Origin of the sequence: Streptomyces sp. NBC_00400, assembly GCF_036048035.1 — a bacterium.
In the GTDB taxonomy this organism is placed as follows: Bacteria; Actinomycetota; Actinomycetes; order Streptomycetales; family Streptomycetaceae; genus Streptomyces.
This window is the reverse complement of sequence record NZ_CP107940.1, coordinates 2,554,172-2,576,704: the sequence shown is the minus strand read 5'-3', so window position 1 is coordinate 2,576,704 and position 22,533 is coordinate 2,554,172. Positions and strand designations below refer to the sequence as shown.

17 protein-coding genes are annotated in these 22,533 nt (G+C 71.6%); 8 read left to right on the top strand and 9 right to left on the bottom strand.

The window, feature by feature from the left end; all coding sequences use genetic code 11:
• Positions 1–24 precede the first annotated feature (24 nt).
• From OHS81_RS11175 to OHS81_RS11160, 4 genes are all read right to left on the bottom strand, one after another.
• The gene (locus OHS81_RS11175) at positions 25–3,813 is read right to left on the bottom strand and encodes a multifunctional oxoglutarate decarboxylase/oxoglutarate dehydrogenase thiamine pyrophosphate-binding subunit/dihydrolipoyllysine-residue succinyltransferase subunit (protein ID WP_328384654.1); all 3,789 of its coding nucleotides are present in this window, start codon (positions 3,811–3,813) and stop codon (positions 25–27) included.
• A 237-nt stretch (positions 3,814–4,050) separates the two neighbouring features.
• On the bottom strand, positions 4,051–5,187 hold the full coding sequence (locus OHS81_RS11170) for a HAMP domain-containing sensor histidine kinase (RefSeq protein WP_328384653.1): 1,137 nt from the start codon (positions 5,185–5,187) through the stop codon (positions 4,051–4,053).
• Entirely contained in the window at positions 5,184–5,921 is a 738-nt protein-coding gene (locus tag OHS81_RS11165; protein ID WP_088799975.1) for a response regulator transcription factor, read from the bottom strand. Before OHS81_RS11165 ends, OHS81_RS11170 begins: the two co-directional genes overlap by 4 nt.
• Positions 5,922–5,993: 72 nt before the next feature.
• A complete protein-coding gene (locus OHS81_RS11160) occupies positions 5,994–6,758 on the bottom strand; it encodes a spermidine synthase (RefSeq protein WP_328384652.1) in 765 nt (254 codons plus the stop codon).
• A 243-nt stretch (positions 6,759–7,001) separates the two neighbouring features.
• Between OHS81_RS11160 and OHS81_RS11155 the strand changes: the two genes are divergently transcribed.
• Positions 7,002–7,865, top strand: a complete 864-nt coding sequence (locus tag OHS81_RS11155; protein ID WP_328384651.1) for a rhomboid-like protein — start codon at positions 7,002–7,004, stop codon at positions 7,863–7,865.
• Here the strand turns inward: OHS81_RS11155 and OHS81_RS11150 are convergent.
• Positions 7,859–8,428 carry a hypothetical protein gene (locus tag OHS81_RS11150; protein WP_328384650.1) on the bottom strand — a complete coding sequence of 190 codons (570 nt, stop codon included), beginning with the start codon at positions 8,426–8,428 and terminating at the stop codon, positions 7,859–7,861. The genes OHS81_RS11155 and OHS81_RS11150 overlap by 7 nt on opposite strands.
• Positions 8,429–8,546: 118 nt before the next feature.
• Entirely contained in the window at positions 8,547–9,056 is a 510-nt protein-coding gene (locus tag OHS81_RS11145) for a YfbM family protein (protein ID WP_328384649.1), read from the bottom strand.
• Positions 9,057–9,244: 188 nt separating this feature from the next.
• Here OHS81_RS11145 and OHS81_RS11140 point away from each other — a divergent pair, with 188 nt between their 5' ends.
• Both OHS81_RS11140 and lon read left to right on the top strand, forming a co-directional pair.
• Positions 9,245–10,081 carry a pentapeptide repeat-containing protein gene (locus OHS81_RS11140; RefSeq protein WP_328384648.1) on the top strand — a complete coding sequence of 279 codons (837 nt, stop codon included), beginning with the start codon at positions 9,245–9,247 and terminating at the stop codon, positions 10,079–10,081.
• Between the two features lie 103 nt (positions 10,082–10,184).
• Entirely contained in the window at positions 10,185–12,644 is a 2,460-nt protein-coding gene (gene lon / locus OHS81_RS11135) for an endopeptidase La (protein ID WP_328384647.1), read from the top strand.
• Positions 12,645–12,758: 114 nt separating this feature from the next.
• Here lon and OHS81_RS11130 read toward each other — a convergent pair whose 3' ends face one another.
• Positions 12,759–13,616, bottom strand: a complete 858-nt coding sequence (locus OHS81_RS11130; RefSeq protein WP_328384646.1) for a lysozyme — start codon at positions 13,614–13,616, stop codon at positions 12,759–12,761.
• A 326-nt stretch (positions 13,617–13,942) separates the two neighbouring features.
• Between OHS81_RS11130 and OHS81_RS11125 the strand changes: the two genes are divergently transcribed.
• Positions 13,943–14,434 (top strand): MarR family winged helix-turn-helix transcriptional regulator, encoded by a 492-nt coding sequence (locus OHS81_RS11125; protein WP_328384645.1) that lies wholly within the window; start codon positions 13,943–13,945, stop codon positions 14,432–14,434.
• A 36-nt stretch (positions 14,435–14,470) separates the two neighbouring features.
• On the opposite strand, the gene OHS81_RS11120 is transcribed toward OHS81_RS11125, so the two are convergent.
• Positions 14,471–15,823, bottom strand: a complete 1,353-nt coding sequence (locus OHS81_RS11120) for an IS4 family transposase (protein ID WP_328384644.1) — start codon at positions 15,821–15,823, stop codon at positions 14,471–14,473.
• 595 nt (positions 15,824–16,418) lie between these two features.
• Entirely contained in the window at positions 16,419–17,264 is an 846-nt protein-coding gene (locus tag OHS81_RS11115) for a protein phosphatase 2C domain-containing protein (RefSeq protein ID WP_328384643.1), read from the bottom strand.
• Between the two features lie 574 nt (positions 17,265–17,838).
• Between OHS81_RS11115 and OHS81_RS11110 the strand changes: the two genes are divergently transcribed.
• From OHS81_RS11110 to OHS81_RS11095, 4 genes are all read left to right on the top strand, one after another.
• Complete coding sequence (locus tag OHS81_RS11110) at positions 17,839–20,877, top strand: nitrate- and nitrite sensing domain-containing protein (RefSeq protein ID WP_328384642.1); 3,039 nt, start codon at positions 17,839–17,841, stop codon at positions 20,875–20,877.
• Complete coding sequence (locus tag OHS81_RS11105) at positions 20,874–21,368, top strand: roadblock/LC7 domain-containing protein (RefSeq protein WP_328384641.1); 495 nt, start codon at positions 20,874–20,876, stop codon at positions 21,366–21,368. Before OHS81_RS11110 ends, OHS81_RS11105 begins: the two co-directional genes overlap by 4 nt.
• Before the next feature lie 73 nt (positions 21,369–21,441).
• Positions 21,442–21,843 (top strand): DUF742 domain-containing protein, encoded by a 402-nt coding sequence (locus tag OHS81_RS11100; RefSeq protein WP_086720132.1) that lies wholly within the window; start codon positions 21,442–21,444, stop codon positions 21,841–21,843.
• Positions 21,844–21,880: 37 nt separating this feature from the next.
• On the top strand, positions 21,881–22,489 hold the full coding sequence (locus tag OHS81_RS11095) for a GTP-binding protein (protein ID WP_328384640.1): 609 nt from the start codon (positions 21,881–21,883) through the stop codon (positions 22,487–22,489).
• The last annotated feature ends 44 nt before the right edge of the window (positions 22,490–22,533 follow it).

Genomic DNA, 22,533 nt, shown 5'->3' with positions numbered 1-22,533 from the left:
CGGTCACCCCGGCGGCCCGACGCCTCAGGCGTCGAAGGCCTCCGCGACCAGCTGTGCCTGCTCCGCCTGGTGGCGCTTGGCGGAGCCGACGGCCGGCGACGAGGAGTGCGGCCGCGAGATGCGGCGCAGGCGCTCGCCGTGCGGGACATCGGCACCGACGGCCAGGTCGAGGTGGTCGATCAGGTTGAGGCCGAGGAACGGCCACGCACCCTGGTTCGCCGGCTCTTCCTGGGTCCACAGGTACTTCTCGGCGTTCGGGAACTTGGCGATCTCCGCCTGGAGCTCCTTGCCGGGAAGCGGGTAAAGGCGCTCGATGCGGACGATCGCGGTGTCGTTCGCGCCGCGCTTCTCGCGCTCGGCCTCCAGGTCGTAGTAGACCTTGCCGGAGCAGAAGATGACCTTGCGGACATCCTCGGCCTTGACCGTGGAGTCACCGATGACGGGGCGGAAGCCGCCCGTCGTGAACTCTTCCGTCTTCGACGCCGCGGCCTTCAGACGCAGCATCGACTTCGGGGTGAAGACGACCAGCGGCTTGTGGTGCGGGTTGTGGACCTGCCAGCGCAGCAGGTGGAAGTAGTTCGACGGCAGGGTCGGCGCGGCGACCGTCATGTTGTTCTGCGCGCACAGCTGGAGGAAGCGCTCGATCCGGGCCGAGGAGTGGTCCGGGCCCTGGCCCTCGTAGCCGTGCGGCAGCAGCAGGGTGACGCCGGACGTCTGGCCCCACTTCTGCTCCGCCGAGGAGATGAACTCGTCGACGACGGTCTGGGCGCCGTTGACGAAGTCACCGAACTGCGCCTCCCACATGACCAGCGCCTCCGGGCGGGCCAGGGAGTAGCCGTACTCGAAGCCCATCGCCGCGTACTCGCTCAGCAGCGAGTCGTAGACGTTGAAGCGGGCCTGGTCCTCGGAGAGGTAGAGCAGCGGGGTGAAGTCGTCGCCGGTCGCGCGGTCGATCAGCACCGCGTGGCGCTGGCCGAAGGTGCCGCGGCGGGAGTCCTGGCCGGCGAGCCGGACCGGGGTGCCCTCCATCAGCAGCGAGCCGATGGCCAGGGTCTCGCCCATGCCCCAGTCGATGGTGTCGTCCTCGACCTGGGCCGCGCGGCGCTGCAGCTGGGGCAGCAGACGCGGGTGGACGGTGACCCGCTCGGGGATGTTGACCTGCGACTCGGCGATCCGCTTGACGACCTCCTGGGAGATCGCGGTGTCGACGTAGACCGGGAACTCGGCCTTCGGCTGCGGCACCTCGGGGGCGGCCGGCGTCGTCGTGGCGTCGCGGACCTCGGTGAAGACCTTCTCCAGCTGGCCCTGGAAGTCCTGCAGCGCCTGCTCGGCCTCTTCCAGCGTGATGTCGCCGCGACCGATCAGGGACTCGGTGTAGAGCTTGCGCACCGAGCGCTTCTTGTCGATCAGGTCGTACATCAGCGGCTGGGTGAAGGCCGGGTTGTCCGACTCGTTGTGACCGCGGCGGCGGTAGCAGATGAGGTCGATGACCACGTCCTTGTTGAACGCCTGGCGGAACTCGAAGGCCAGACGGGCCACCCGGACGACGGCCTCGGGGTCGTCGCCGTTCACGTGGAAGATCGGCGCCTCGATCATGCGGGCCACGTCGGTGGCGTACATGGACGAACGCGACGACTCCGGAGCGGCGGTGAAGCCGACCTGGTTGTTGATGACCACGTGCACCGTGCCGCCGGTGCGGTAGCCGCGCAGCTGGGACATGTTCAGCGTCTCGGCGACCACACCCTGGCCGGCGAACGCCGCGTCACCGTGCAGCTGGATCGGCAGGACGGTGAAGTCCGTGCCGCCCTTGTTGATGAGGTCCTGCTTGGCGCGCGCGATGCCCTCGACGATCGGGTCGACGGCCTCCAGGTGGGAGGGGTTCGCGGCCAGCGAGACCTTGATCTGCTCGCCGTCCAGACCGGTGAAGACGCCCTCCTGGCCCAGGTGGTACTTCACGTCGCCGGAGCCGTGCATCGACTTCGGGTCGAGGTTGCCCTCGAACTCCCGGAAGATCTGCGCGTAGGACTTGCCGACGATGTTGGCGAGGACGTTGAGGCGGCCGCGGTGGGCCATGCCGATGACGACCTCGTCCAGGCGCGACTCGGCCGCGGAGTCGATGACCGCGTCCAGCAGCGGGATGACGGACTCGCCGCCCTCCAGCGAGAAGCGCTTCTGGCCGACGTACTTCGTCTGCAGGAACGTCTCGAACGCCTCGGCGGAGTTCAGCCGGCGCAGGATGCGCAGCTGCTCCTCGCGCTCGGGCGACTTGTGCGAGCGCTCGACCCGGTCCTGGATCCACTGGCGCTGCTTGGGGTCCTGGATGTGCATGAACTCGATGCCGGTGGTGCGGCAGTACGAGTCGCGCAGCACGCCCAGGATGTCGCGCAGCTTCATCATGGACTTGCCGGAGAAGCCGCCGACCGCGAACTCGCGCTCCAGGTCCCACAGGGTGAGGCCGTGCTCGGTGATGTCGAGGTCGGGGTGCTTGCGCTGGTGGTACTCCAGCGGGTCGGTGTCGGCCATGACGTGGCCGCGGACCCGGTAGGAGTGGATCAGCTCGAAGACCCGCGCGGCCTTGGTGACGTCGTCGTCGTGCGAGACGTCGATGTCCCGCAGCCAGCGGACCGGCTCGTACGGGATCCGCAGCGACTTGAAGATGTCGTCGAAGAAGCCGTTCTCGCCGAGCAGCAGCTGGCTCATGATGCGCAGGAACTCGCCGGAGGCGGCGCCCTGGATCACGCGGTGGTCATAGGTGCTGGTCAGCGTCATGACCTTGGAGACACCCAGCTTGTTCAGGGCGTCCTGGGAGGTGCCCTGGAACTCCGCGGGGTAGTCCATCGCGCCGACGCCCATGATCATGGACTGGCCGGGCATCAGACGCGGCACGGAGTGCACGGTGCCGATGCCGCCCGGGTTCGTCAGCGACGCGGTGACTCCGGTGAAGTCGTCCATCGTCAGCTTGTTGTCGCGGGCCCGGCGGACGATGTCCTCGTAGGCCTGCCAGAACTCGAAGAAGGTCAGCGTCTCGGCCTTCTTGATGGCGGCGACGACGAGCTGGCGGTCGCCGTTCGGCTTCACCAGGTCGATGGCCAGACCGAGGTTGACGTGCTCGGGCTTGACCAGCGTCGGCTTGCCGTCCTTCTCCGCGAAGGAGTGGTTCATCGACGGCATGGCCTTGAGGGCCTGCACCATCGCGTACCCGATGAGGTGGGTGAAGGAGACCTTCCCACCGCGGGCGCGCTTGAGGTGGTTGTTGATCACGATGCGGTTGTCGAAGAGCAGCTTCACCGGGACCGCGCGGACGGACGTGGCCGTCGGCAGCTCCAGGGAGGCGTTCATGTTCTTCGCAACGGCGGCCGACGGGCCGCGCAGGGTGACGAACTCGGGACCGGCAGTGACCTCGCCGTCGGCCTTCTGTGTGGCGGCCTTGGCGGCCGGCTTGGCCGGGGCGGCCTTCGCCGGAGCGGCCTTGGCCGGGGCCGGCGCGCTCGCGGCCGGCTTCGCCGGGGTGGCCGGCGCGGCGGCCGAAGGCTTGGGCTCGGCGGCGGCGGGCGCCGCCGGGGACGACTGCGCCGGGGCGGCCGGAGCGGGGGCGGAGCCCTCCGCCGGCTGGCCCGGCGCGGTGGCGCCGCCCGGCTTGTAGTCGGCGAAGAAGTCCCACCAGGCTCGGTCTACCGAGTTCGGGTCCTGGAGGTACTGCTGGTAGATCTCGTCGACGAGCCACTCATTGGGACCGAACGCAGCGGCAGGGTTCTTACCCTGCCCCTCCTGGTCGGTCGAGATGCTCGAGCTGTTGGGGGACTGTAGCGACACGGCGGCAACCGCCCTCTTCCGCTTCCTAAGGTGGTGGACAGCGGGAATAAAGGCTACGCCTGTTGGGACCCAGGATGCAGGCCGGGAGGGTCACTCGTCGCGTACGTCACATTCCCGGACGGGTTTCGGGGCAGGACTTGGCGGGAAACACACGGGGTTTGCCTGTATGCGGGTAGGGCTGATCACCGTGAGACCCGCGCCGGAGTGCTCCCACCACCGACCCTACGTCAGCGGCCGTCAGCTTCGAGCTGACTCCAACCCCGGAAGAGTGACCCGGATCCGGCAACCGCGGGGGGATTCGGCCACGCCGATGCGCCCGCCGTGCAGGTCGACGGCCCAGCGCGCGATGGCCAGGCCCAGGCCCGTCCCCCCGTCCGAGCCGGGGCCGGAGGGGGCGGGGCCGCCGCGGTTGAAGCGCTCGAAGACCCGGTAGCGCTCCGACTCGGGGATGCCGGGCCCCTCGTCCTGCACGTCCAGCTCCAGGCTCTCGGGGCCCTCGCCACGGCGCGCGTGCACCGTGACCCGGCCGTGCCGCGGACTGTGCTTGATCGCGTTGTCGATGAGATTGGCCACGACCTGGTGCAGCCGCTCGGCGTCCGCGTGCGCGGTCAGCTCGGGCGGCGAGACATCGAGGTGGAGATGGACATCCGTACGGGTGTGGGTACCGGAGCCGGCGACCCCCGACGGCCCCGACAGCGTGGAGGCGCCGCGGCTCATATTGGCCTCCTTGAGCACCCCGGACAGATACGGCCAGACCTCGAAGCGCCGGGCGTGCAGCGGCACCACCCCGTTGTCCAGCCGGGACAGGTCGAGGAGGTGCTCGACGAGGCGCCCCAGCCGCTCGGTCTGCTGCAGCGCCGTCCGCATGGTCTCCGGGTCCGGCTCGCTGACCCCGTCGACCACGTTCTCCAGCACGGCACGGAGTGCGGCGATCGGGGTGCGCAGCTCGTGCGAGACATTCGCCACCAGCTCCTTGCGGTGGGTGTCCACCGCCTCCAGATCGGCCGCCATCCGGTTGAAGGCGTTCGCCAGATCGCCGAACTCGTCGCGGCGCTCCGAGCGGACCCGGCGGCTGTAGTTACCGTGCGCCATCGACCGGGTGACGTCCGTCATCTCGTCGAGCGGAGCGGTCAGGCTGTTGGCCACGAACTGGGTGATCAGCAGCGAGGCGATCACCGAGAAGATCGTGATCACCCGCAGCTCGGTCGCCGAGTGCATCGCGACGAAGACCAGCAGCGTGGTGATGATCACCGAGACGCTGACCAGCGCGCCGAGCGCGGCCTTCACCGAGCGGTAGGGGTCGAGCGGGCGCAGGCCCTCCCAGACCCGCCGCCCCAGCTCGCGTACGGGCGTGTGCCACCAGCGCCGCGTCATGCGGCCGGGGTCTCCAGGGCATAGCCGACGCCGTGGACCGTACGGATGCGCTCGGCGCCGATCTTGCGGCGCAGCGCCTTGATGTGGCTGTCGACCGTGCGGGTCCCGGAGGCGTCCGCCCAGTCCCACACCTCGGCCAGCAGCTGCTCACGGGAGAGCACCGCGCGCGGGGTGTTCGCCAGGCAGACCAGCAGATCGAACTCGGTGGGCGTCAGATGGACGTCCGCGCCGCGCACCCGCACCCGGCGCTGGGCGTGGTCGATCTCCAGCTCGCCCAGCCGGAGGATGCCGGTGCGCGGGGTGTGCGCGGCCAGCGCCGCGCGCTCGACCCGCCGCAGCAGGACGTGCACCCGGGCGGCCAGTTCCCGCATCGAGAACGGCTTGGTCATGTAGTCGTCGGCGCCGACGCCGAGGCCGACGAGCATGTCGGTCTCGTCGTCCCGGGCGGTGAGCATCATCACGGGCACCGGCCGCTGGGCCTGGACCCGGCGGCACACCTCCAGGCCGTCGAAGCCCGGCAGCATCACATCGAGGACCAGCAGATCCGGCTGCCAGGCCTCCGCGGTCTCCACCGCGGCCGGGCCGTCGGTCGCCGTCTGCACCTGGAAGCCCTCGGCGCGCAGCCGGGCCGCGATCGCCTCGACGATCGTCGGGTCGTCCTCCACGACCAGTACCCGGCGCTGGGCGCCCGGCGTGGCGGCGGCGCCGCCCTGCGTTGTCTGAGTCTGGTCCATCGCCCGCCCCTGCATCCCCTGCGTGGTCGCGTATTGCTGGGCAGCAGCGTACGGGCATGGTGTGAGTGTCGGCTACGCGCCCTTCCGCGCGAGATGGACCACGTCAGGGACGCCTCGGACAACGGGGATCTCTTCCGTATGTACCCCGCTGAATCCGGCATTTCGCAAGGCTTCCTCGAAGGCCGGCGAGGGCTGCGCGGACCAGACGGCGAGCACCCCGCCGGGTGTCAGACGGTCCCGGCAGGCGGCGAGTCCGCCGGGGGAGTAGAGGCTGTGGTTGTCCTCGGTGACGGTCCAGTCGGGGCCGTTGTCGATGTCCAAACACAGGGCGTCGTAGGTGTCTTGGCCCGCCGGGGTCCGCAGGTGGGCGACCAGGTCGGTGTGCAGGATCTCGCTGCGCGGATCGGCCAGCGCGGCCGCCGAGACCGCCGAGAGCGGGCCCGTGCGGTGCCAGTCGATGACCGCCTCCTCGCGCTCGACCACGACGATCCGGCCCCAGCGCGGCACTTCGGCCGCTCGGGCCAGGGAGAACCCGACGCCGAGGCCGCCGATCAGTACGGAAGGCCGTGCGCGGCCGGCCGGCAGCGCGGCCAGTGCGGCGTCGATCAGCAGCCGCTCGGACCGGCCGTCGGAGGTGTCCATCAGGAAGCAGCCGTTGGCGATGATTTCGTAGACCGCGGGCGCGGCGGGGGCGCCGGAGGCCTCAACTCCGGGGCCTGCGGGGGGTCCGCCCCGCTGTCGCAGCACCACTTCGCCGTACGGGCCCTCGCGGCGGTCGACGGTGCGCGGCGCCTCGGGGAGGCCGGTCGTTGCCTGCGTCGGAGTAACGGGAGCCATGGCGCCATGGTGGCCAATACGGGCCGCGCCGGTCCAACGCCAGGGTGGAGGATTCCGCCGCCGGCGGCACGGACGTGACGCCCCTTCGGACGGTTGCCTTATGTGAGGGATGTCACTCACACAGCTTCTTCATGGGTTGAGCATGCAGGCTGGTCCGCGACGTAGGGCAAGGCAGGGGAATCACGGCCGGGGGGACGGGCGTGGCTGACCGGATGCGCCAGGGACGGAAGGGGCCTCGGACAAGTGAGCTGGCTGGGAACCGCCGCGAGAGCACGGGTCGATCGCGGGCCGTCCGCCATACCGGGGACGGGTGACGGGCCGGGTGCGGCACCGGCCGTCCCGCCGGGCCTGCTGCCGGGCATCCCCCGGCAGCGCGCACCCCGGCCGGCCCTCGTGGACGAGGAGCAGGCAGCCCTTCCGGCGCCCCCGCGCCGACGGCCGTGGCGGCTGCTGCCCACGCCCGCCGGCACCCCCTTCACCTTCGGCTACGCCCTCCTCCTCGTGGCCACCTCGCTCTTCGCCGAGTACGCCGACCCGGCGCTGGTCTCCGACCTGCTCCAGGGCTCCAGTACGGACGTCGTCCACCTGGCACAGGCCCCGCTGCTGGTGCTCGTCGCCAGCGCACTGTGGATCGCGGGCGGTATGACCTCCGCGTACGCCATCGGCTTCCTCTTCGTCCTGACGGCGCTGGAGCGGCGGATCGGCGGGCTGCGCACCGCCGCCGTCTTCTTCGGCGGCCATGCGCTGGCCACCCTCGCCACCGAGCTGCCCGTCGCCTTCTCGGTCGCCGCCGGCCGGCTGCCGGAGAGCTCGCTGCACCGTCTCGACTACGGCATCAGCTTCGGCGTGATGACCAGCATCGGAGCCCTCGCGGGCCTGTTGCCCGCCTGGTTGCGCTGGCCCGTGCTGGCCGGCGTCGGATACGTGGCCGTGACCGATCTGCTCGCCTATATCGACCCGATGACCGACTGGGGCCATCTGCTCTCGCTCACCCTGGGGATGGCGAGCTGGCCGCTGCTGCGCCGCTGGCGCACCCGGCACGCCCGGCCCGCGCCGCTCCTGGGCGACCTGGGGCATCCGGCGCTGCGGGGTGTGCGCACCTACTGAGCGCCCGGCGGCCGCGGGCTCACGGCCGAGCGGTATGTATGGGTGATGGCGTAGGCGCAGCCGCCCAGCAGCGTCACGCCGGACAGCACACCGCTGACGAACGGCACCCATGCCACGGCGGAGGTCGCCGCCATGACCAGCCCGGTCACCCCGAGCGCGGTCAGTGCGATTCCGGGGACGGCGATGCTGCGCCGCTGCCAGACCGCCGACAGCGCCACGAAGTGCAGACCGACGATCAGCGCGGTCCAGGCCACGGCGGTCGGCTCGGGGGCGCCCGCGGCGCGCAGCGCGAGATTGCCGCCGATCAGCAGCACGACCTCGGCCCCCACGACGAACGCGAACCGCCCCCGGAACCAGTCCGCCCGGGGACTCCCGGCGCCGTCGGCGGGCTGCCCGAGGCGCCCGGTCCGCAGCGCCAGCGTCAGCAGCCCGGCGAAGGTGAGCACCGCGAGCACCCGCAGGGCGATGCCGAGCGTGGGATTCAGCGGGGCGTGTGCATTGGCGACCACGAAGACCGTGCCGAAGAATGCGCCGATGAAGACTCCGGACATCCGCTGCAACATGCGGTGAAGGTAGCAGTCATGACGGGGTGTGAGGACGCAGACGCCGGGATTTTCCGTGCGGTCCGCCCCGGCTGCGGCCGACGCCCTGCCCGAGCGGTACCCGGACCCGGCCGCCCCGCTAACCCAGCCACACGAGCATGCCGTCCCCCTGGTCCGCCGCCGTGCGGAAGAACGGCCGCAGCTGCTCGTAATGCTCGCGCACATAGTCCAGGGACTCGCCCCGCTCCCAGACGATCGCCGGGTACACCTCCGCCGCGGCCAGATCCTCCGGGCCGACGCCGGCCGTCAGCCGCTCACCGGATATCTCCGCCAGCGCCGCGGCGGCGGCCCGCACCCGCTCGGGGGTGAGGTAGCGGGGCGGGCCGTAGCCCCAGTCGTCGGCATCCGGGACGGCCTCCTCGCCGTGGACGATGTCCACCGGGAAGGCCGCCCGGCGCAGCAGGAATCCGAGCGCGTCCCAGGCCTTGTCGACGTCCATGCAGCGGGCCGGCGCGGACTGCGCAGCCCCGGCCGCTTCCGCCTCCGCCTCCATCCACCCGCCGACCAGCTCCAGCGCCCACTCGGGATCGCCCAGGGCGCGGTCGAGTTCGGCAGGGGTGACACGTGCGTACTCACCGATCATGCTCATGGTCCCGAGGCTAGAGGCGACCACTGACAACGCAGGTCGGCGAAGGGGCCGTTGCCCTTCCGCGGCGAGCGCATCCGGTCAGGCGCGCTGTGCCGTGGCCGCCTGGGAGAATGGCGGCTCCTTCCGAGCGCGGCCTCGTGCGGCGCTTGCCGTCCCGCAGGAGTGCACCCGCCTTGTCCCCAGAGCGCATGCCATCGACCGACCACGAGCAACCGATTCCGGACACCGCCGAACTCGGCCTGCAGTCCGACTGCGGCAGCTGCTTCGGGCTCTGCTGTGTGGCGCTGCCGTTCGCGGCCTCGGCGGACTTCGCGATCGACAAGGACGCCGGCCGGCCCTGCCCGAACCTGCAGACGGACTTCCGCTGCGGCATCCACACCGACCTCCGCCCGCGCGGCTTCTCCGGCTGCACCGTCTTCGACTGCTTCGGCGCCGGACAGAAGGTCTCCCAGGTCACCTTCGGCGGTCGGGACTGGCGGCAGGCACCGGAGACCGCCCGGCAGATGTTCGACGTCTTCCCCGTCATGCGGCAGCTGCACGAACTCCTCCGGTACCTGGCCGAGGCGCTGTCCCGCCCTGCGGCCCGTCCGGTGCACGCCGAGCTGCGGGCCGCGCTGGAGAAGACCGAAGGCCTCACCCGCGCCGGCGCCCAGGAGCTCACGGCGCTCGATGTGCCGGCCCACCGGGGCGAGGTCAACACCCTGCTGCTGCGCACCAGCGAACTCGTACGGGCCGGGGTGCCGGGCCGCAAGAAGGAGCGGCGGGGGGCCGATCTCATGGGGGCGCGCCTCAAGGGGGCGCATCTGCGGGGCGCCAGTCTCCGCGGTGCCTGCCTCATCGCCGCCGACCTCAAGGGCGCCGATCTGCGCACGGCGGACCTGATCGGCGCCGATCTGCGGGACGCCGACCTCGGCGGTGCCGATCTCACCGGCGCCCTCTTCCTGACCCAGGCGCAGCTCAACGCGGCCAGGGGCGACACGGCGACCAAGCTGCCGCAGGGCTTGTCCCGCCCTGCCCACTGGTAGCGCGCCGCGTCTGATCGCTCACAGCGAACGCACAGCGGGGAACATCTCCCGGCCCGGCTGCATTGAGTGGGTAAAGCTCAACTTGCTTGCCGAAGGGGAGATCATGGCTTCGACGTCCACACCGCTCACTCTGCCCGTGCTGCCCCTCGATGACGAGGTCGTGCTCCCCGGCATGGTGGTGCCCCTGGACCTGTCCGACGCGGATGTACGGGCAGCGGTGGAGGCCGCGCAGGCCGCCGCCACCCCGGGTAACAAACCGCGGGTGCTGCTCGTTCCCCGCGTCGACGGCGCCTACGCCGGCATCGGCACGCTCGGGCGGATCGAGCAGGTCGGGCGGCTGTCCGACGGCGACCCCGGCGCGCTGATCCGGGGCCTGGGGCGGGTACGGATCGGTTCCGGCACGACCGGGCCCGGGGCCGCGCTCTGGGTGGAGGGCACGACCGTCGAGGAGACGGTCCCCGACCCGCTGCCCGGCGCGGTGACCGAACTCGTCACGGAGTACAAGGCGCTGGCCACCAGCTGGCTGCGCAAGCGCGGCGCCTGGCAGGTCGTCGACCGCGTCCAGCAGATCGAGGACGTCCCGACGCTGGCCGACAATTCCGGCTACTCGCCGTTCCTGACCACCGAACAGAAGGTCCACCTGCTGGAGACCGCCGATCCGGTCGCCCGGCTGAAGTACGCCACCGAGACGCTGCGCGAGCATCTGGCCGAGCAGGACGTCGCCGAATCCATCGCCAAGGACGTCCAGGAAGGCGTCGACAAGCAGCAGCGGGAGTTCCTGCTGCGGCGGCAGCTGGAGGCGGTCCGCAAGGAACTCGCCGGGCTGAACGGCGATCCGGAGGACGAGGGCGATGACTACCGCGCCCGGGTCGAGGCCGCCGACCTGCCCGAGGACGTCCGCAAGGCCGCCCTCAAGGAGGTCGACAAGCTGGAGCGGTCCAGCGACCAGAGCCCCGAGGGTTCCTGGATCCGCACCTGGCTGGACACCGTCCTGGAACTGCCCTGGAACGAACGCACCGAGGACGCCTACGACATCACCGGCGCCAGGGAGGTGCTGGACGCCGACCACTTCGGTCTGGACGACGTCAAGGAGCGGATCACCGAATACCTGGCCGTCCGCAAGCGACGGGCCGAGCGGGGCCTCGGGCCGGTCGGCGGGCCGTCGGAGGGGACGTCGCGCGGCGATGCGGGCCGGGGCAGCGGCGGGCGGCGGGCGGGCGGCGCCGTTCTGGCGCTCGTCGGGGCGCCCGGGGTCGGCAAGACCTCGCTCGGCGAGTCCGTCGCGCGGGCCATGGGCCGCAAGTTCGTCCGGGTCGCGCTCGGCGGCGTCCGGGACGAGGCGGAGATCCGCGGCCACCGGCGCACCTACGTCGGCGCACTGCCCGGCCGGATCGTCCGCGCGATCAAGGAGGCCGGGTCGATGAACCCGGTGGTGCTGCTCGACGAGATCGACAAGGTGGGCTCCGACTTCCGGGGCGACCCCGCCGCCGCCCTCCTGGAGGTCCTGGACCCGGCGCAGAACCACACCTTCCGTGACCACTACCTGGAGGTTGAACTCGACCTCAGCGATGTGGTCTTCCTGGCCACCGCCAATGTCCTCGAAGCCATCCCCGGGCCGCTGCTCGACCGGATGGAGCTGGTGCGTCTGGACGGCTACACCGAGGACGAGAAGGTCGTCATCGCCCGGGACCACCTGCTGCCGCGCCAGCTGGAGCGGGCCGGTCTGGAGACCGGCGAGGTGACCCTGGAGGACGACGCGCTGCGCAAGCTGGCGGGGGAGTACACCCGCGAGGCGGGCGTACGGAACCTGGAGCGCGCCGTCGCCAGGCTGCTGCGGAAGGTCACCGCACAGCACGAACTGGGCGAGCGGGAGCTGCCGTTCACGGTCGGCGTGGACCAGCTGCGCCCGCTGATCGGGCGGCCGCACCACACCCCCGAGTCGGCACAGGACCCGGCCGAGCGGCGCACCGCGGTCCCCGGGGTGGTCACCGGACTCGCGGTCACCGGCGCCGGCGGCGATGTCCTCTATGTGGAGGCCTCGCTCGCCGATCCGGAGACCGGCGCTTCCGGGCTCCAGCTGACCGGCCAGCTCGGTGACGTGATGAAGGAGTCCGCGCACATCGCGCTGTCGTTCCTGCGCTCCCACGGCGCCGAACTGGAGCTTCCGGTCGCCGACCTGAAGGAGCGCGGTGTGCATCTGCACGTACCGGCGGGCGCCGTCCCCAAGGACGGGCCGAGCGCGGGCGTGACGATGACGACGGCGCTGGCGTCGCTGCTGTCGGGCCGGCACGTCCGGCCGGACGTGGCGATGACCGGTGAGGTCTCGCTGACCGGGCGGGTGCTGCCGATCGGCGGCGTCAAGCAGAAGCTGCTGGCGGCGCACCGGGCCGGTATCACCACCGTCATCATCCCGCGGCGCAATGAACCGGACCTGGACGACGTACCGGCCGAGATCCTGGACTCCCTGGAGGTCCATCCGGTCGCCGACGTCCGCCAGGTGCTGGAACTGGCGCTGACCCCGGCCGCGAACGGGGCCGCCCCGGAGATGCAGGTCGCGGCCTGACGGCGCGGCCTGACGGCGGGCGGAAACGGTACGGGCCCCTGCCGCACCCGGTGTGCGGCAGGGGCCCGCTCGTGCGTACGGCCCGGGCGTGGAGAGGGGCCGCACGCCCGCGTATCAGCCGTTGGCGAGGGCCTTGAGACGGTCCAGCGCGCCGTTGAAGCGGTTGTGGTCCCCGACCGTCGCGCCGGACGAGGTGTACTGCCAGAGGGTGTGGAAGCCCCAGCCGGCCGGGAGTTCGCCGGCCGACGAACCGTAGCGCGGTATCCACAGCGGGTTGACGGCACCGAAGGCGGCGGAGTTGCCGGTGCACTGCTTCCACCAGCCGGTGGAGGTGTAGATGACGGCGTCCCGGCCGGTACGCGCCTTGTAGGTGGCGAACCAGTCCTTCATCCAGTTCACCAGGCCGGCCGCGCTCAGCCCGTAACAGGTGGCGCCATAGGGGTTGTACTCCATGTCGAGCGCGCCGGGCAGTGTCTTGCCGTCCCTGGACCAGCCGCCGCCGTGGTTCACGAAGTAGGCGGCCTGCGCGGCACCGCTGGAGGTGTCGGGTGTGGCGAAGTGGTACGCGCCCCGGATCATGCCGGTGGTGTAGGAGCCGTTGTACTGCTGCGCGAAGGACGGGTTGGTGTAGCTGGTGGACTCGGTCGCCTTGACATAGGCGAAGCGGACGCCGCTGTTCCAGAGCGTCGACCAGGCGACGCTGCCGTTGTGACTGCTGACGTCCACGCCCTCGACGGACGCGAGCGACGACGCCGGCGGTGCGGTGCCGGCCGCGGTGCCCTCGTGCCGGGCGATCTGGGAACCGGCCCAGTCCTGGCCGGGGTGGCGGGGCTCCGGCGCGCGCCGGCCGGCCGTGGCGCCGGCGGTGCCCGGCAGCCCGAGGAGGAGGGAGAGGACCGCGAGAAGGACCCCGGCCAGGGCCGTGAGGGAACGCGCGGGCCGGTGGGGGAAGCCGGATCTGAGCACGGACATACGTGCCTCCGAAGATCTCGGTGGGTGACCTGAGGGGGGAGGAACTGAGGGGGGGAGGAACTGGGGGGGGAACTGAGGGGGGAACTGACGGCATGGCGCAGGCGTGCGGGCGCGGCGGTGCGACGGGCAGGACGCGCGGCGGACCGTTGACAGCCCGGGCTCTTGTTATGCCCATGCCAGAAGCACCGTACGCGCGTAGAACGACGTGACAAAAGAGGGGCACCGTGCTGCCGTTGGTCTACTCCTGCGAAATACTGGCCGAGCTGCGGCTTCAGCCGCCGATGGCGGAAACTTTCAGGTGAGGGAAAGCGAGAAGGGGCGCTGACGTGCACAACACCGGAGCCGACGGTACGACGGCGGACGGCGAACCGATTGGTGTGGACCACGTATTTCTGGCCCTGGAACGCGAATTGGCGGTATTTCTCCGCCGGGCCCGTGCCTCGTCCGGCGAACTGGCACGAGAGGTACATCCCGACCTGGAGCCCTCCGCGTACGGCCTCCTCATGCGGCTGGCCGACGCCGGTACCCAGCGGGCCACCGGCCTCGCCGGCTTCTTCGGCGTCGGCAAGGCCACGATGAGCCGCCAGCTGCACGCCCTGGAAAAGCTCGGACTTATCGCCCGCGAGCCGGATCCGGCCGACGGCCGTGCGGTCCTGGTCCGCCTCACCGACGAGGGCAGCGACCGCTTCACCCGCGTCCGCACCGGCCGCCGCGCCCAGTACGCCCGCCGCCTCGCCTCCTGGGACCGCATGGAGGTCGCCGAACTCGCCCGCCTGCTGCACCGGCTGAACGCCGAGCAGGAGGGGGACGAGGTCTAGAGCCAACGCCGTTCAGTTAGGGCGGGCTCGGTGGTGTCAAGGGCTGCTTGTGAGCATGGTGATGCTGATGGTGGCCTTGTAGGTGGTGCGGTCGATGGCGGGTCCGCGTGCGTTGTATTTGGAGATTGCGCGTTTGACGATGCGGTCTTTGGTGCGGACCCGCCTGGCCGGCAGGAGGTGAGCCAGGACGTGACGGCCGATGGTGCCGACGAGATCGATGTCGGTGCCGGTGATGACGCCCGCGGCCAGGACAAGTTGGTCTCGGGCAGCGGCGAGGGCCGTGGTGAAGCCGGCCCGGTCCGGGTCGGTGCCCGGGGCGCTGTCGGTGGCGTCGGTCATCGCAGTGCGTAATGCCTGGTAGGCGGTCAGCAGGGCCCAGACTTCCTGTTCGATGCCGTCGGGAGTGCGGGCCCGCAGGACACGTCCGCCCAGAGTCGTCGACTTCAGCTCGGCGTAGGCGGTCTCGATCTCCCAGCGCTCGTGGTAGAGCCGGACGAGTTCACCAGCCGGGTGGGTGGCCGGGTCGGTAAGGGTGGTCAGCAGCCGGTAGTGGCCGGTGCGGGTGCCCTGGGCAGTGCGGATGGTGATCTCGGCGTCGATGACGCGCATGGTCAGCGGTCCGATCCGGGTCAGTACCGAGCCGTCGTGGCAGCGGGCCACCGCGGGCAGTTTCCGGTTGGCCTTGCAGCGGACGAGCAGATGGGTGCCGGTGGCGGCCAGTTGGTTCAGCAGGGCGGCGGAGGAGAAGTTCCGGTCGCCCAGCAGCAGCATTCCGGGCCGCAGGCTGTCTGCCAGGCAGCGGGCGTATTCCAGCTCGCCATGCGTGGCCGGGCCGAACACGGCCCCGATCACCGACCGGGTGCCGCAGGCCACCAGCGCGGCCAGACGCAGTTGCGGGTAGCCCGAGGTCCCGTTGCCGAGCCGCTGCCGGGTGAACACCGCGAGGTTGGCCGGGCAGTCCGGGACCGGCAGCAGGGTGCCGTCAACCGCGACGACCCTCAGTCCCCGCCACCGCCCGGCGGCAGCGGTCGTGGCCGCGGGTCCGCTCACCAGGTTGAACAGCGCCTTCATCGGTGCCGGACCCAGCCGCTGGCGGGCTTGGCGAAGAGCACTGCCGCTGGGCCGGAGCAGCGGCAGGCCCGCCAGCCCGGCGCACAGCCGGTCGAAGACCTGCTGGTAGCCCAGCCCGTTGAAGAGTGCCGCGGCCAGCAGCAGGTACACCGTGACCCGCGCCGGCACCAGCCGGACCCTGCGCTGCACCGCACCGGTCTCCGCCAGCACCGCATCGACCATCTCGAACGGCACGATCCGGGTCAGCTCACCGATATGCCCCGGCGCGAACACCCCGGCCGCTACCCGGGCCGTCCTGGTGATGGCAGCCTGTTCCAACAGCGGAGCTCCCGTAGTGAGGATGTCTTGGAGGACAGCCCTCTTCTACAGCAGCTCCGCTGCCTCGTTCACCAGCCTTGACGAACGACCTCCGCGCCTAACTGAACGGCGTTGGGTCTAGAGCCTGTCTTCAAAGTCCCGCCTGCCTCGCGGCGCCTGGCACGCGCGCTCGCCGCGTTGTCGGGATCTCCCCGGTACACCCAGTACCGGGAAGACCCTCCGCCTTGCGATCGCGCTCGGCATCCACGGACTTCATAAGGAGCCGAGACGGAGCGAGCGGAGCGAGTGAAGTGCACCAGACACCGCGAGGCCCGCCCTGCGGGCGAACGACGGGACTTTGAAGACAGGCTCTAGGGGGTCTCCCCTGGGGGCGTCGTCTTTCACGGCGGGGGAGTGGCCCGCCTCGCCCCCCCCGGACCCATGCCGCCATGGTGCCGTTCCCCGGCGCCGGGAGAATTTTCCCGCCCCGCCGGTGATTGTCACGACGTCACAAAAAATCCGGCGCCGCAAAATGCCCGGCAACCCCCGAAGCCGGGCGCCGGAAACCCCACCGCACCACATCAATCACGGCATCACGGCATTACATGCCATGGCGTCACGGCGCCACAAAGATCACCGCCGCGTCGTCCCGTGCCTTGCCGCGCGGATACGCCGCGCCCTCCGGGTCCGCCGCCTCCGCCGCCCGGACCCGGTCGATCAGCGCCTGCGGGCCCTGCCCGGCCACCAGCGCCACGCAGTCGGCCCAGGAGCCCTCGTGGAAGACCTCCGTCCAGCGGCTCGCACCGTCGCTGAGCGCGGTCAGCGAACGCAGCCCGGAGCGCGGCACGGTGCCGGACACCGCACGGGCGGCCACCGCCGGATCGGCGGCCGCGGTGAAGAAGCCCCCCTCCGCGTTGCGCAGCGCCTCGACCGCGCGGGCGTACTTCCGGCCCGCCGCGGCCCGTTCCGCCGAGCCGCGGGGCAGTGCCCGTACGGCCGCGCGCCGGCCTTGGACCGCGGGCGGCAGTTCGTCCAGCCGCGGGTCGAGCACCGGCTGCACCGAGCCGTCCGCCCGCTCCAGGAGCAGCACCGAGTCGGACAGGACGAGGTATTCGACGGTGTCCCCCGACCACCGTGCGGCGATCACGGTTGCCTGCGGAGTGCGGGCGTGAGAAAGGTCACAGGTCGCCCGGTGGTTATCGGCCGTCCGGGAGATGGCCGAGGAGAGAACCTCAGCGAGCGTCATATCCCGGTGTGAAACCGACAGTTCGAGCATTGCGCCACCGAGGCGCGCGGTGAACCACGGCACCGTGTGGCGGCAGCCGTAGTCCTCCTCGGGGGGCGTCACCCCGTCCAGCAGGACGAGAGCTCCGCCCTGGCCGGCGGCCGGCAGGGCGACCGATGCGTAGTCCTCGTTTGGGCGTTGGGGGTCGCCCGGCTCGGTGGCGAGTTCGATGCGCATGGCCGCCAGTCTGCCGGAGGCCCCGGCTCCGCCCCCGGTGGCAGTCGCTGACAGCGGCGCCGGAGGGCGGCCGGGCGGCGGCGTACCGGAGGTAAGGACCGCCGGGGCGGCGGCGTGCGGGCGCGCATCCTTCCAGGAGCCGGACGCATCTCCAAACCCGTTCGGGGGCGGGCCCAGGGTGCGGCCGAAAACGTTGGCGCACGGAAGTTGATGGTCAAACTCCGATTGATGTTCACTCCTTCAGGTGGCCGGGCATGTGTTGCCGAGCCACTGCGCGGCGCCGGTGGAATGGTCGTTGCCCGGTCATGGGGCGGGGCCAGGACGTTCGTCGCGACGCGCAGAGCCGGGCTGTTTCCCCTCGCGGAAGTGTGTGCTGCTGCGTCTTCGCGCAGGTCCGCCCCCGTGAGCGGAGAGCGAGCCGGGTCCGCGACGCCATATGGCGTGGACAGGCGAGACAGGAATGCGAGCAGCGGTGCGGAAGATGCGGCTTCGAGGCGGCGCAAGGAAGCCGGGATCACCGGCCGGTTCGGTCTCGGGACCGAATACGGGCTCGGGTCCTGGCCAGGGTCCGGGTATGACGGACGGCGGCGAGGACCGTGCGGGCCGGCGTCCCGCGCGGGTGCGCAACCGGCTTGTCGGGGCGGTGGCCGTAGTGGCCGCGGCCGTCCTCGGCTCCGGTGTCCCCGGGTTGACGGCCACGGCCGACGACGCCAACCACAGTCAGCAACTGGTCGATCTGGCCGAGCTGAACGCGCAGGCCATCGCGCTGGCGCACTCCCTTGCCGACGAACGCGACGGTATGACCGCCTACGTCGCCACCGGGCACGGCAGCCGTACGGCCGCGGGACCGGTGAACTCCGCGGTCAACGGAGCCCGGGCCGCCCGGACGAACGACGCCGCGGCCCTGCGGGCCCAGCGGGCCCGCGTGGACCGGCAGATCGGCGAACTGCGCTCCGAGGCCCAGGACGCCTCGGGCGACACCGCGGTGTACAAGGCCGCCGCCAAGCTCCTGGGCACGCTGCCGCACATCCGTCAAAAGGTGCTGTCCGCGGGCGGATCGGCCGAGCAGACCTATAACGCCTACACCGAGACGATCCAGGCGCTCGGTGCGATCAGCGACGACATCGCCCGTGAACTGCCCGCCCGCGCGAACTCCGCCGACGCCGACATCCATGCGCTGCCCGCCCTCGGCCGTGCCGTCGAACAGGCCGCGGGCACCCGGGCCCTGCTGCTCGCCGCGCTCAAGGCGGGCGGCAGCCAGCCCCGGCTGACGAACCTCGCCCAGGTCGCGCACCTGCGCGAGCAGGGCGCGCTCGGCGACTTCCAGCAGGCCGCGAGCCAGGGCGCCAGGGACCGTTACGTCCGCACCGTCAACGGCGAGGACGTCAACACCGCCGAGCGCTATCTGGCCCGGCTGACCGACCAGCCCCGGCTGGACGCCCTCGACCTGCGGCTCAGCCGCCAGCGGGTCCAGGCCACGCTCACCAGCCGCATCGGACTGATGCGCGGCGTCGAATCCGCCATGGCCACCGCCGACATCCAGCACCTCGGCGCGCTGCGCGACGACGACGTCACGGAGCTGGAGATCCGCATCGGCCTGGAAGGGCTGTGCCTGCTGCTGGCCGTCGGCGCCGGCATCTGGGCCGCCCGCTCCCTGACCCAGCCGCTGGCCGCGCTGCGGATCGGCGCCAAGCGGCTGGCCGCCGACCCCGCGCACGAGGACCCCCTCACCTACAAGGGCCGCAACGACGAATTCGCCACCACCGTGCGGTCCGTCAATGCGCTGCACGCCCAGGTCGGCGAGCTGGCGCGGCGCACCGCCGAGATGGAGAGCGAGCGCAAGCGGCTGATCAGCGGCCGCCAGCGGCTGGTCGCCGAGCGCGAGGTGCTGCAGGAGCAGGGCGAGGGCCTGAAGGAGGAGATCGCCGATCTCACCGAGCGGCTGGCGGCCCTGCACGCCGGTGTGCACGGCCGGTTCGTCAACCTCTCGCTGCGCACCCTCGGCCTCGTGGAGCGCCAGCTCGGCGTCATCGAGTCGCTGGAGGAGAGCGAGCAGGACCCGGAGCGGCTGGAAACCCTCTTCAAGCTGGACCACTTCGCCGCGCGGATGCGCCGCAACAGCGAGAACCTGCTCGTGCTGGCGGGCGCCGAGCAGTACAGCAACAACCACCCGGGTCCGGTACCGCTGCTGGACGTGCTGCGCGCCTCGATCAGTGAGATCGAGCGCTACGAGCGGGTGCGTATCCAGTCGCTGCCGCCGCACTCCCAGGTCGCCGGATTCGCCGCGGACGACCTCAGCCATCTGGTCGCCGAACTCCTGGAGAACGCCACCGCCTTCTCGCCGCCGGACGCCCATGTCGAGCTCTCCGGCTGGCTGCTGGAGAGCGGCGAGGTCATGCTCTCCGTCCAGGACGAGGGCATAGGGATGACCTCGGAGCGGATGGCCGAGCTCAACGAGCGGCTGACCGACGCCGAGGCCGCCTCGTCCTCCGAGACCGTCGACGAGGCGCTGGGCCTGGGCCTGTACGTCGTGGTGCGGCTGGCCGCCCGGCACGGTGTCCGGGTCCAGCTGCGGGACGCGAAGCAGGGCGGCGTCACGGCCGTCGTCGTCCTGCCCGGCTCGATCCTGCCGACCCGACCGGCACCGTCGGCCTCCGCGGCGAGTGCGCACCAGGACGTGGCGCACACCCCGGGCCTGCCCGGCTCGGTCGCCGAGGCGAACTCCAACGCGCTGCCGACCCGGGGGGCCCGCAGGGACCCGGCAGCCGTGGCCGGCCCGCCGGCTGCCGCCGCGGCCCCGGCCCATGAGCCCGGCCAGGGCCCGGCCCAGGGTGCCCCGGACGCGGCCCCCGCCACCGACCCGCTCGTCGCCGCCGCGGAGCGCGCGATCGACGCGGCCGGACTCGGGGTGCCGGACGGGCCGGCACCCACCGAACCGCAGCCCGCGGGCCCCACCACGTACTCCGGTTCCGAGCAGAGCCCGTACGGCCCGCAGTCGCCCGGCCCCTATGCCGCCACCACCAGCGGCGCCGGCGAGCACCGCCGGCCCGAGGACGACGCCGCCCCGGCCGCCACCCCGGCGGCGGACCCGGCCGCGCGCCGCTCCGCGGACCAGGCGCCGGCCGGCACCGGCCGCCACGCCGCCCCGCCCCGCGAGCCCTCCGGAGCCGGCGCGCCCTCGTCCGACCCTTACGCGATCGGTCCGGACCAGCACACGGGCCCCGGCACGGACGCGGCACCCACGGACGCGGCACCCACGGACACGGACGCGGCACCCGCCGACGTGTCCCCGGCCGGGACACCGGCCGACCCACAGACCGCCGCCGCCCCGCCCGCGGGGGAGCGGCGGACGACCTCCATGGGGCTGCCCAAGCGCACCCCCAAGGTCGTGGCGCAGCAACAGGCGCCGACCGCACCGCGCAAGAGCGGTGCGGCCAATGCCGAGGCGCTGCGGCGCCGCCTCGGCGGATTTCAGGCGGGAGCGCGAAGCGGCCGGCGTGACGTCGAAGCCGAGATCGCGGAACGTACAGCGGAGCTGACCATCCCACAGACGGACACCGACGGAGCGGGGGCCCCGGGAGAGAGCCACGTTGTCGAGGAGGCACGCGATTGAAGGCGCAAGCACCCACTGCTTACGGACAAGGTCTGAGCAGTCAGGCAAGGAATCTGCATTGGCTGCTGACCAACCTGGTCGACGAGGTACCGGGCATCCACTCGGTCGCGGTGGTCTCCTCCGACGGCCTGCTGCTGCTGTCGTCCGACCCCGGCCGGGCGGAGGAGGCGGCCCGGCCGGGCGGAGGAGGCGGTCCGCGGGGATCCAGCGCGGACCTGGCCACCATCGTGTCCGGGCTGGGCAGCCTCACCCAGGGGGCCGCGAAGCTGATGGACGCCGGGGCGGTCAAGCAGACGATGGTCACGATGGACGAGGGCAGCCTGTTCGTCATGTCGATCAGCGACGGCTCGCTGCTCGGGGTGCATACCACCCCGGACTGCGATATGAGCGTCATCGCCTACCACATGGCGCTGTTCGTCGGCCGGGCCGGCCATGTCCTCACCCCCGAACTCCGCAGTGAATTGCGTAAGTCGATGGAGAGCCCCCAGTGAGCGAACGTAGTGAGCGAACCATGGAGAGGTGCGCCCCGAGCGAGTGCGAGGGCGGACGAAGCGAGGTTTCGGCATGAGCAGTTCCCGCAAGCTCCCCGTACGCGGCGGGGAGCGGAAACCCTCGCGCGTGCGGCCGTACTCGCTCACCGGCGGCCGGACGCGGTTCGGCCATGTCCTGCTCGTCGAGACGTTCGTGGCCGCGCTGGAGGCGCCCGAGGAGCGGCGCGAGCTGACCTCCGGCGGCTGGGGCGACCGGGTGATGCCGGAGATGCGCGCGATCGTCGAGCTGTGCCGCCGGATGCGCTCGGTCGCGGAGATCTCCGCGCTCCTCAAGATGCCGCTGGGCGTGGTACGTGTACTGCTCAGCGACCTCGCCGACCAGGGAAAGATTCGCGTCTACGGCACCGGGCACGGCTCCGGCCGGCCCGACCGCGCGCTGCTCGAAAGGGTGCTGAGTGGACTTCACAGGCTCTGACACGATATCGGCCGGGCCGACGGCGACCCCCGGTTCCGTGAGCCCGTCCGACCCGGCCGCCGACGCGGGACTGCAGAGCTGGCAGACGGACCGTTCGCGGGCGCCGATCTCCACCAAGATCGTGGTGGCGGGCGGTTTCGGCGTCGGAAAGACCACCTTCGTCGGATCGGTCTCGGAGATCACCCCGCTCCAGACCGAGGCGGTGATGACCCAGGCCAGCGCGGACACGGACGATCTGACCGCCACCCCGGACAAGACCACGACCACGGTCGCGATGGACTTCGGGCGGATCACCCTCGACCAGGAGCTGGTGCTGTACCTGTTCGGCACGCCCGGACAGCAGCGGTTCTGGTTCATGTGGGACGACCTGGTGCGCGGCGCGATCGGTGCGATCGTGATGGCCGACACCCGGCGTCTGGAGGACTGTTTCCCGGCACTCGACTACTTCGAGAGCTGCGGACTGCCGTATGTCGTCGCGGTCAACCACTTCGAGGGGACCGAGAGCTTCGCCGTCGAGCATGTGCGCGATGCACTGACCGTGCCGTCGCACGTGCCCGTCGTGATCATGGACGCGCGGAAGCGGGTCACGGTGATCGAGTCGCTGCTCGTGCTGGTCGGCCACGCTCTGGAGACCGCGCCCGAGTAACCGGCCCCCGTACGGGGCCACGGCCCCGTACGGGCCACCCTCAC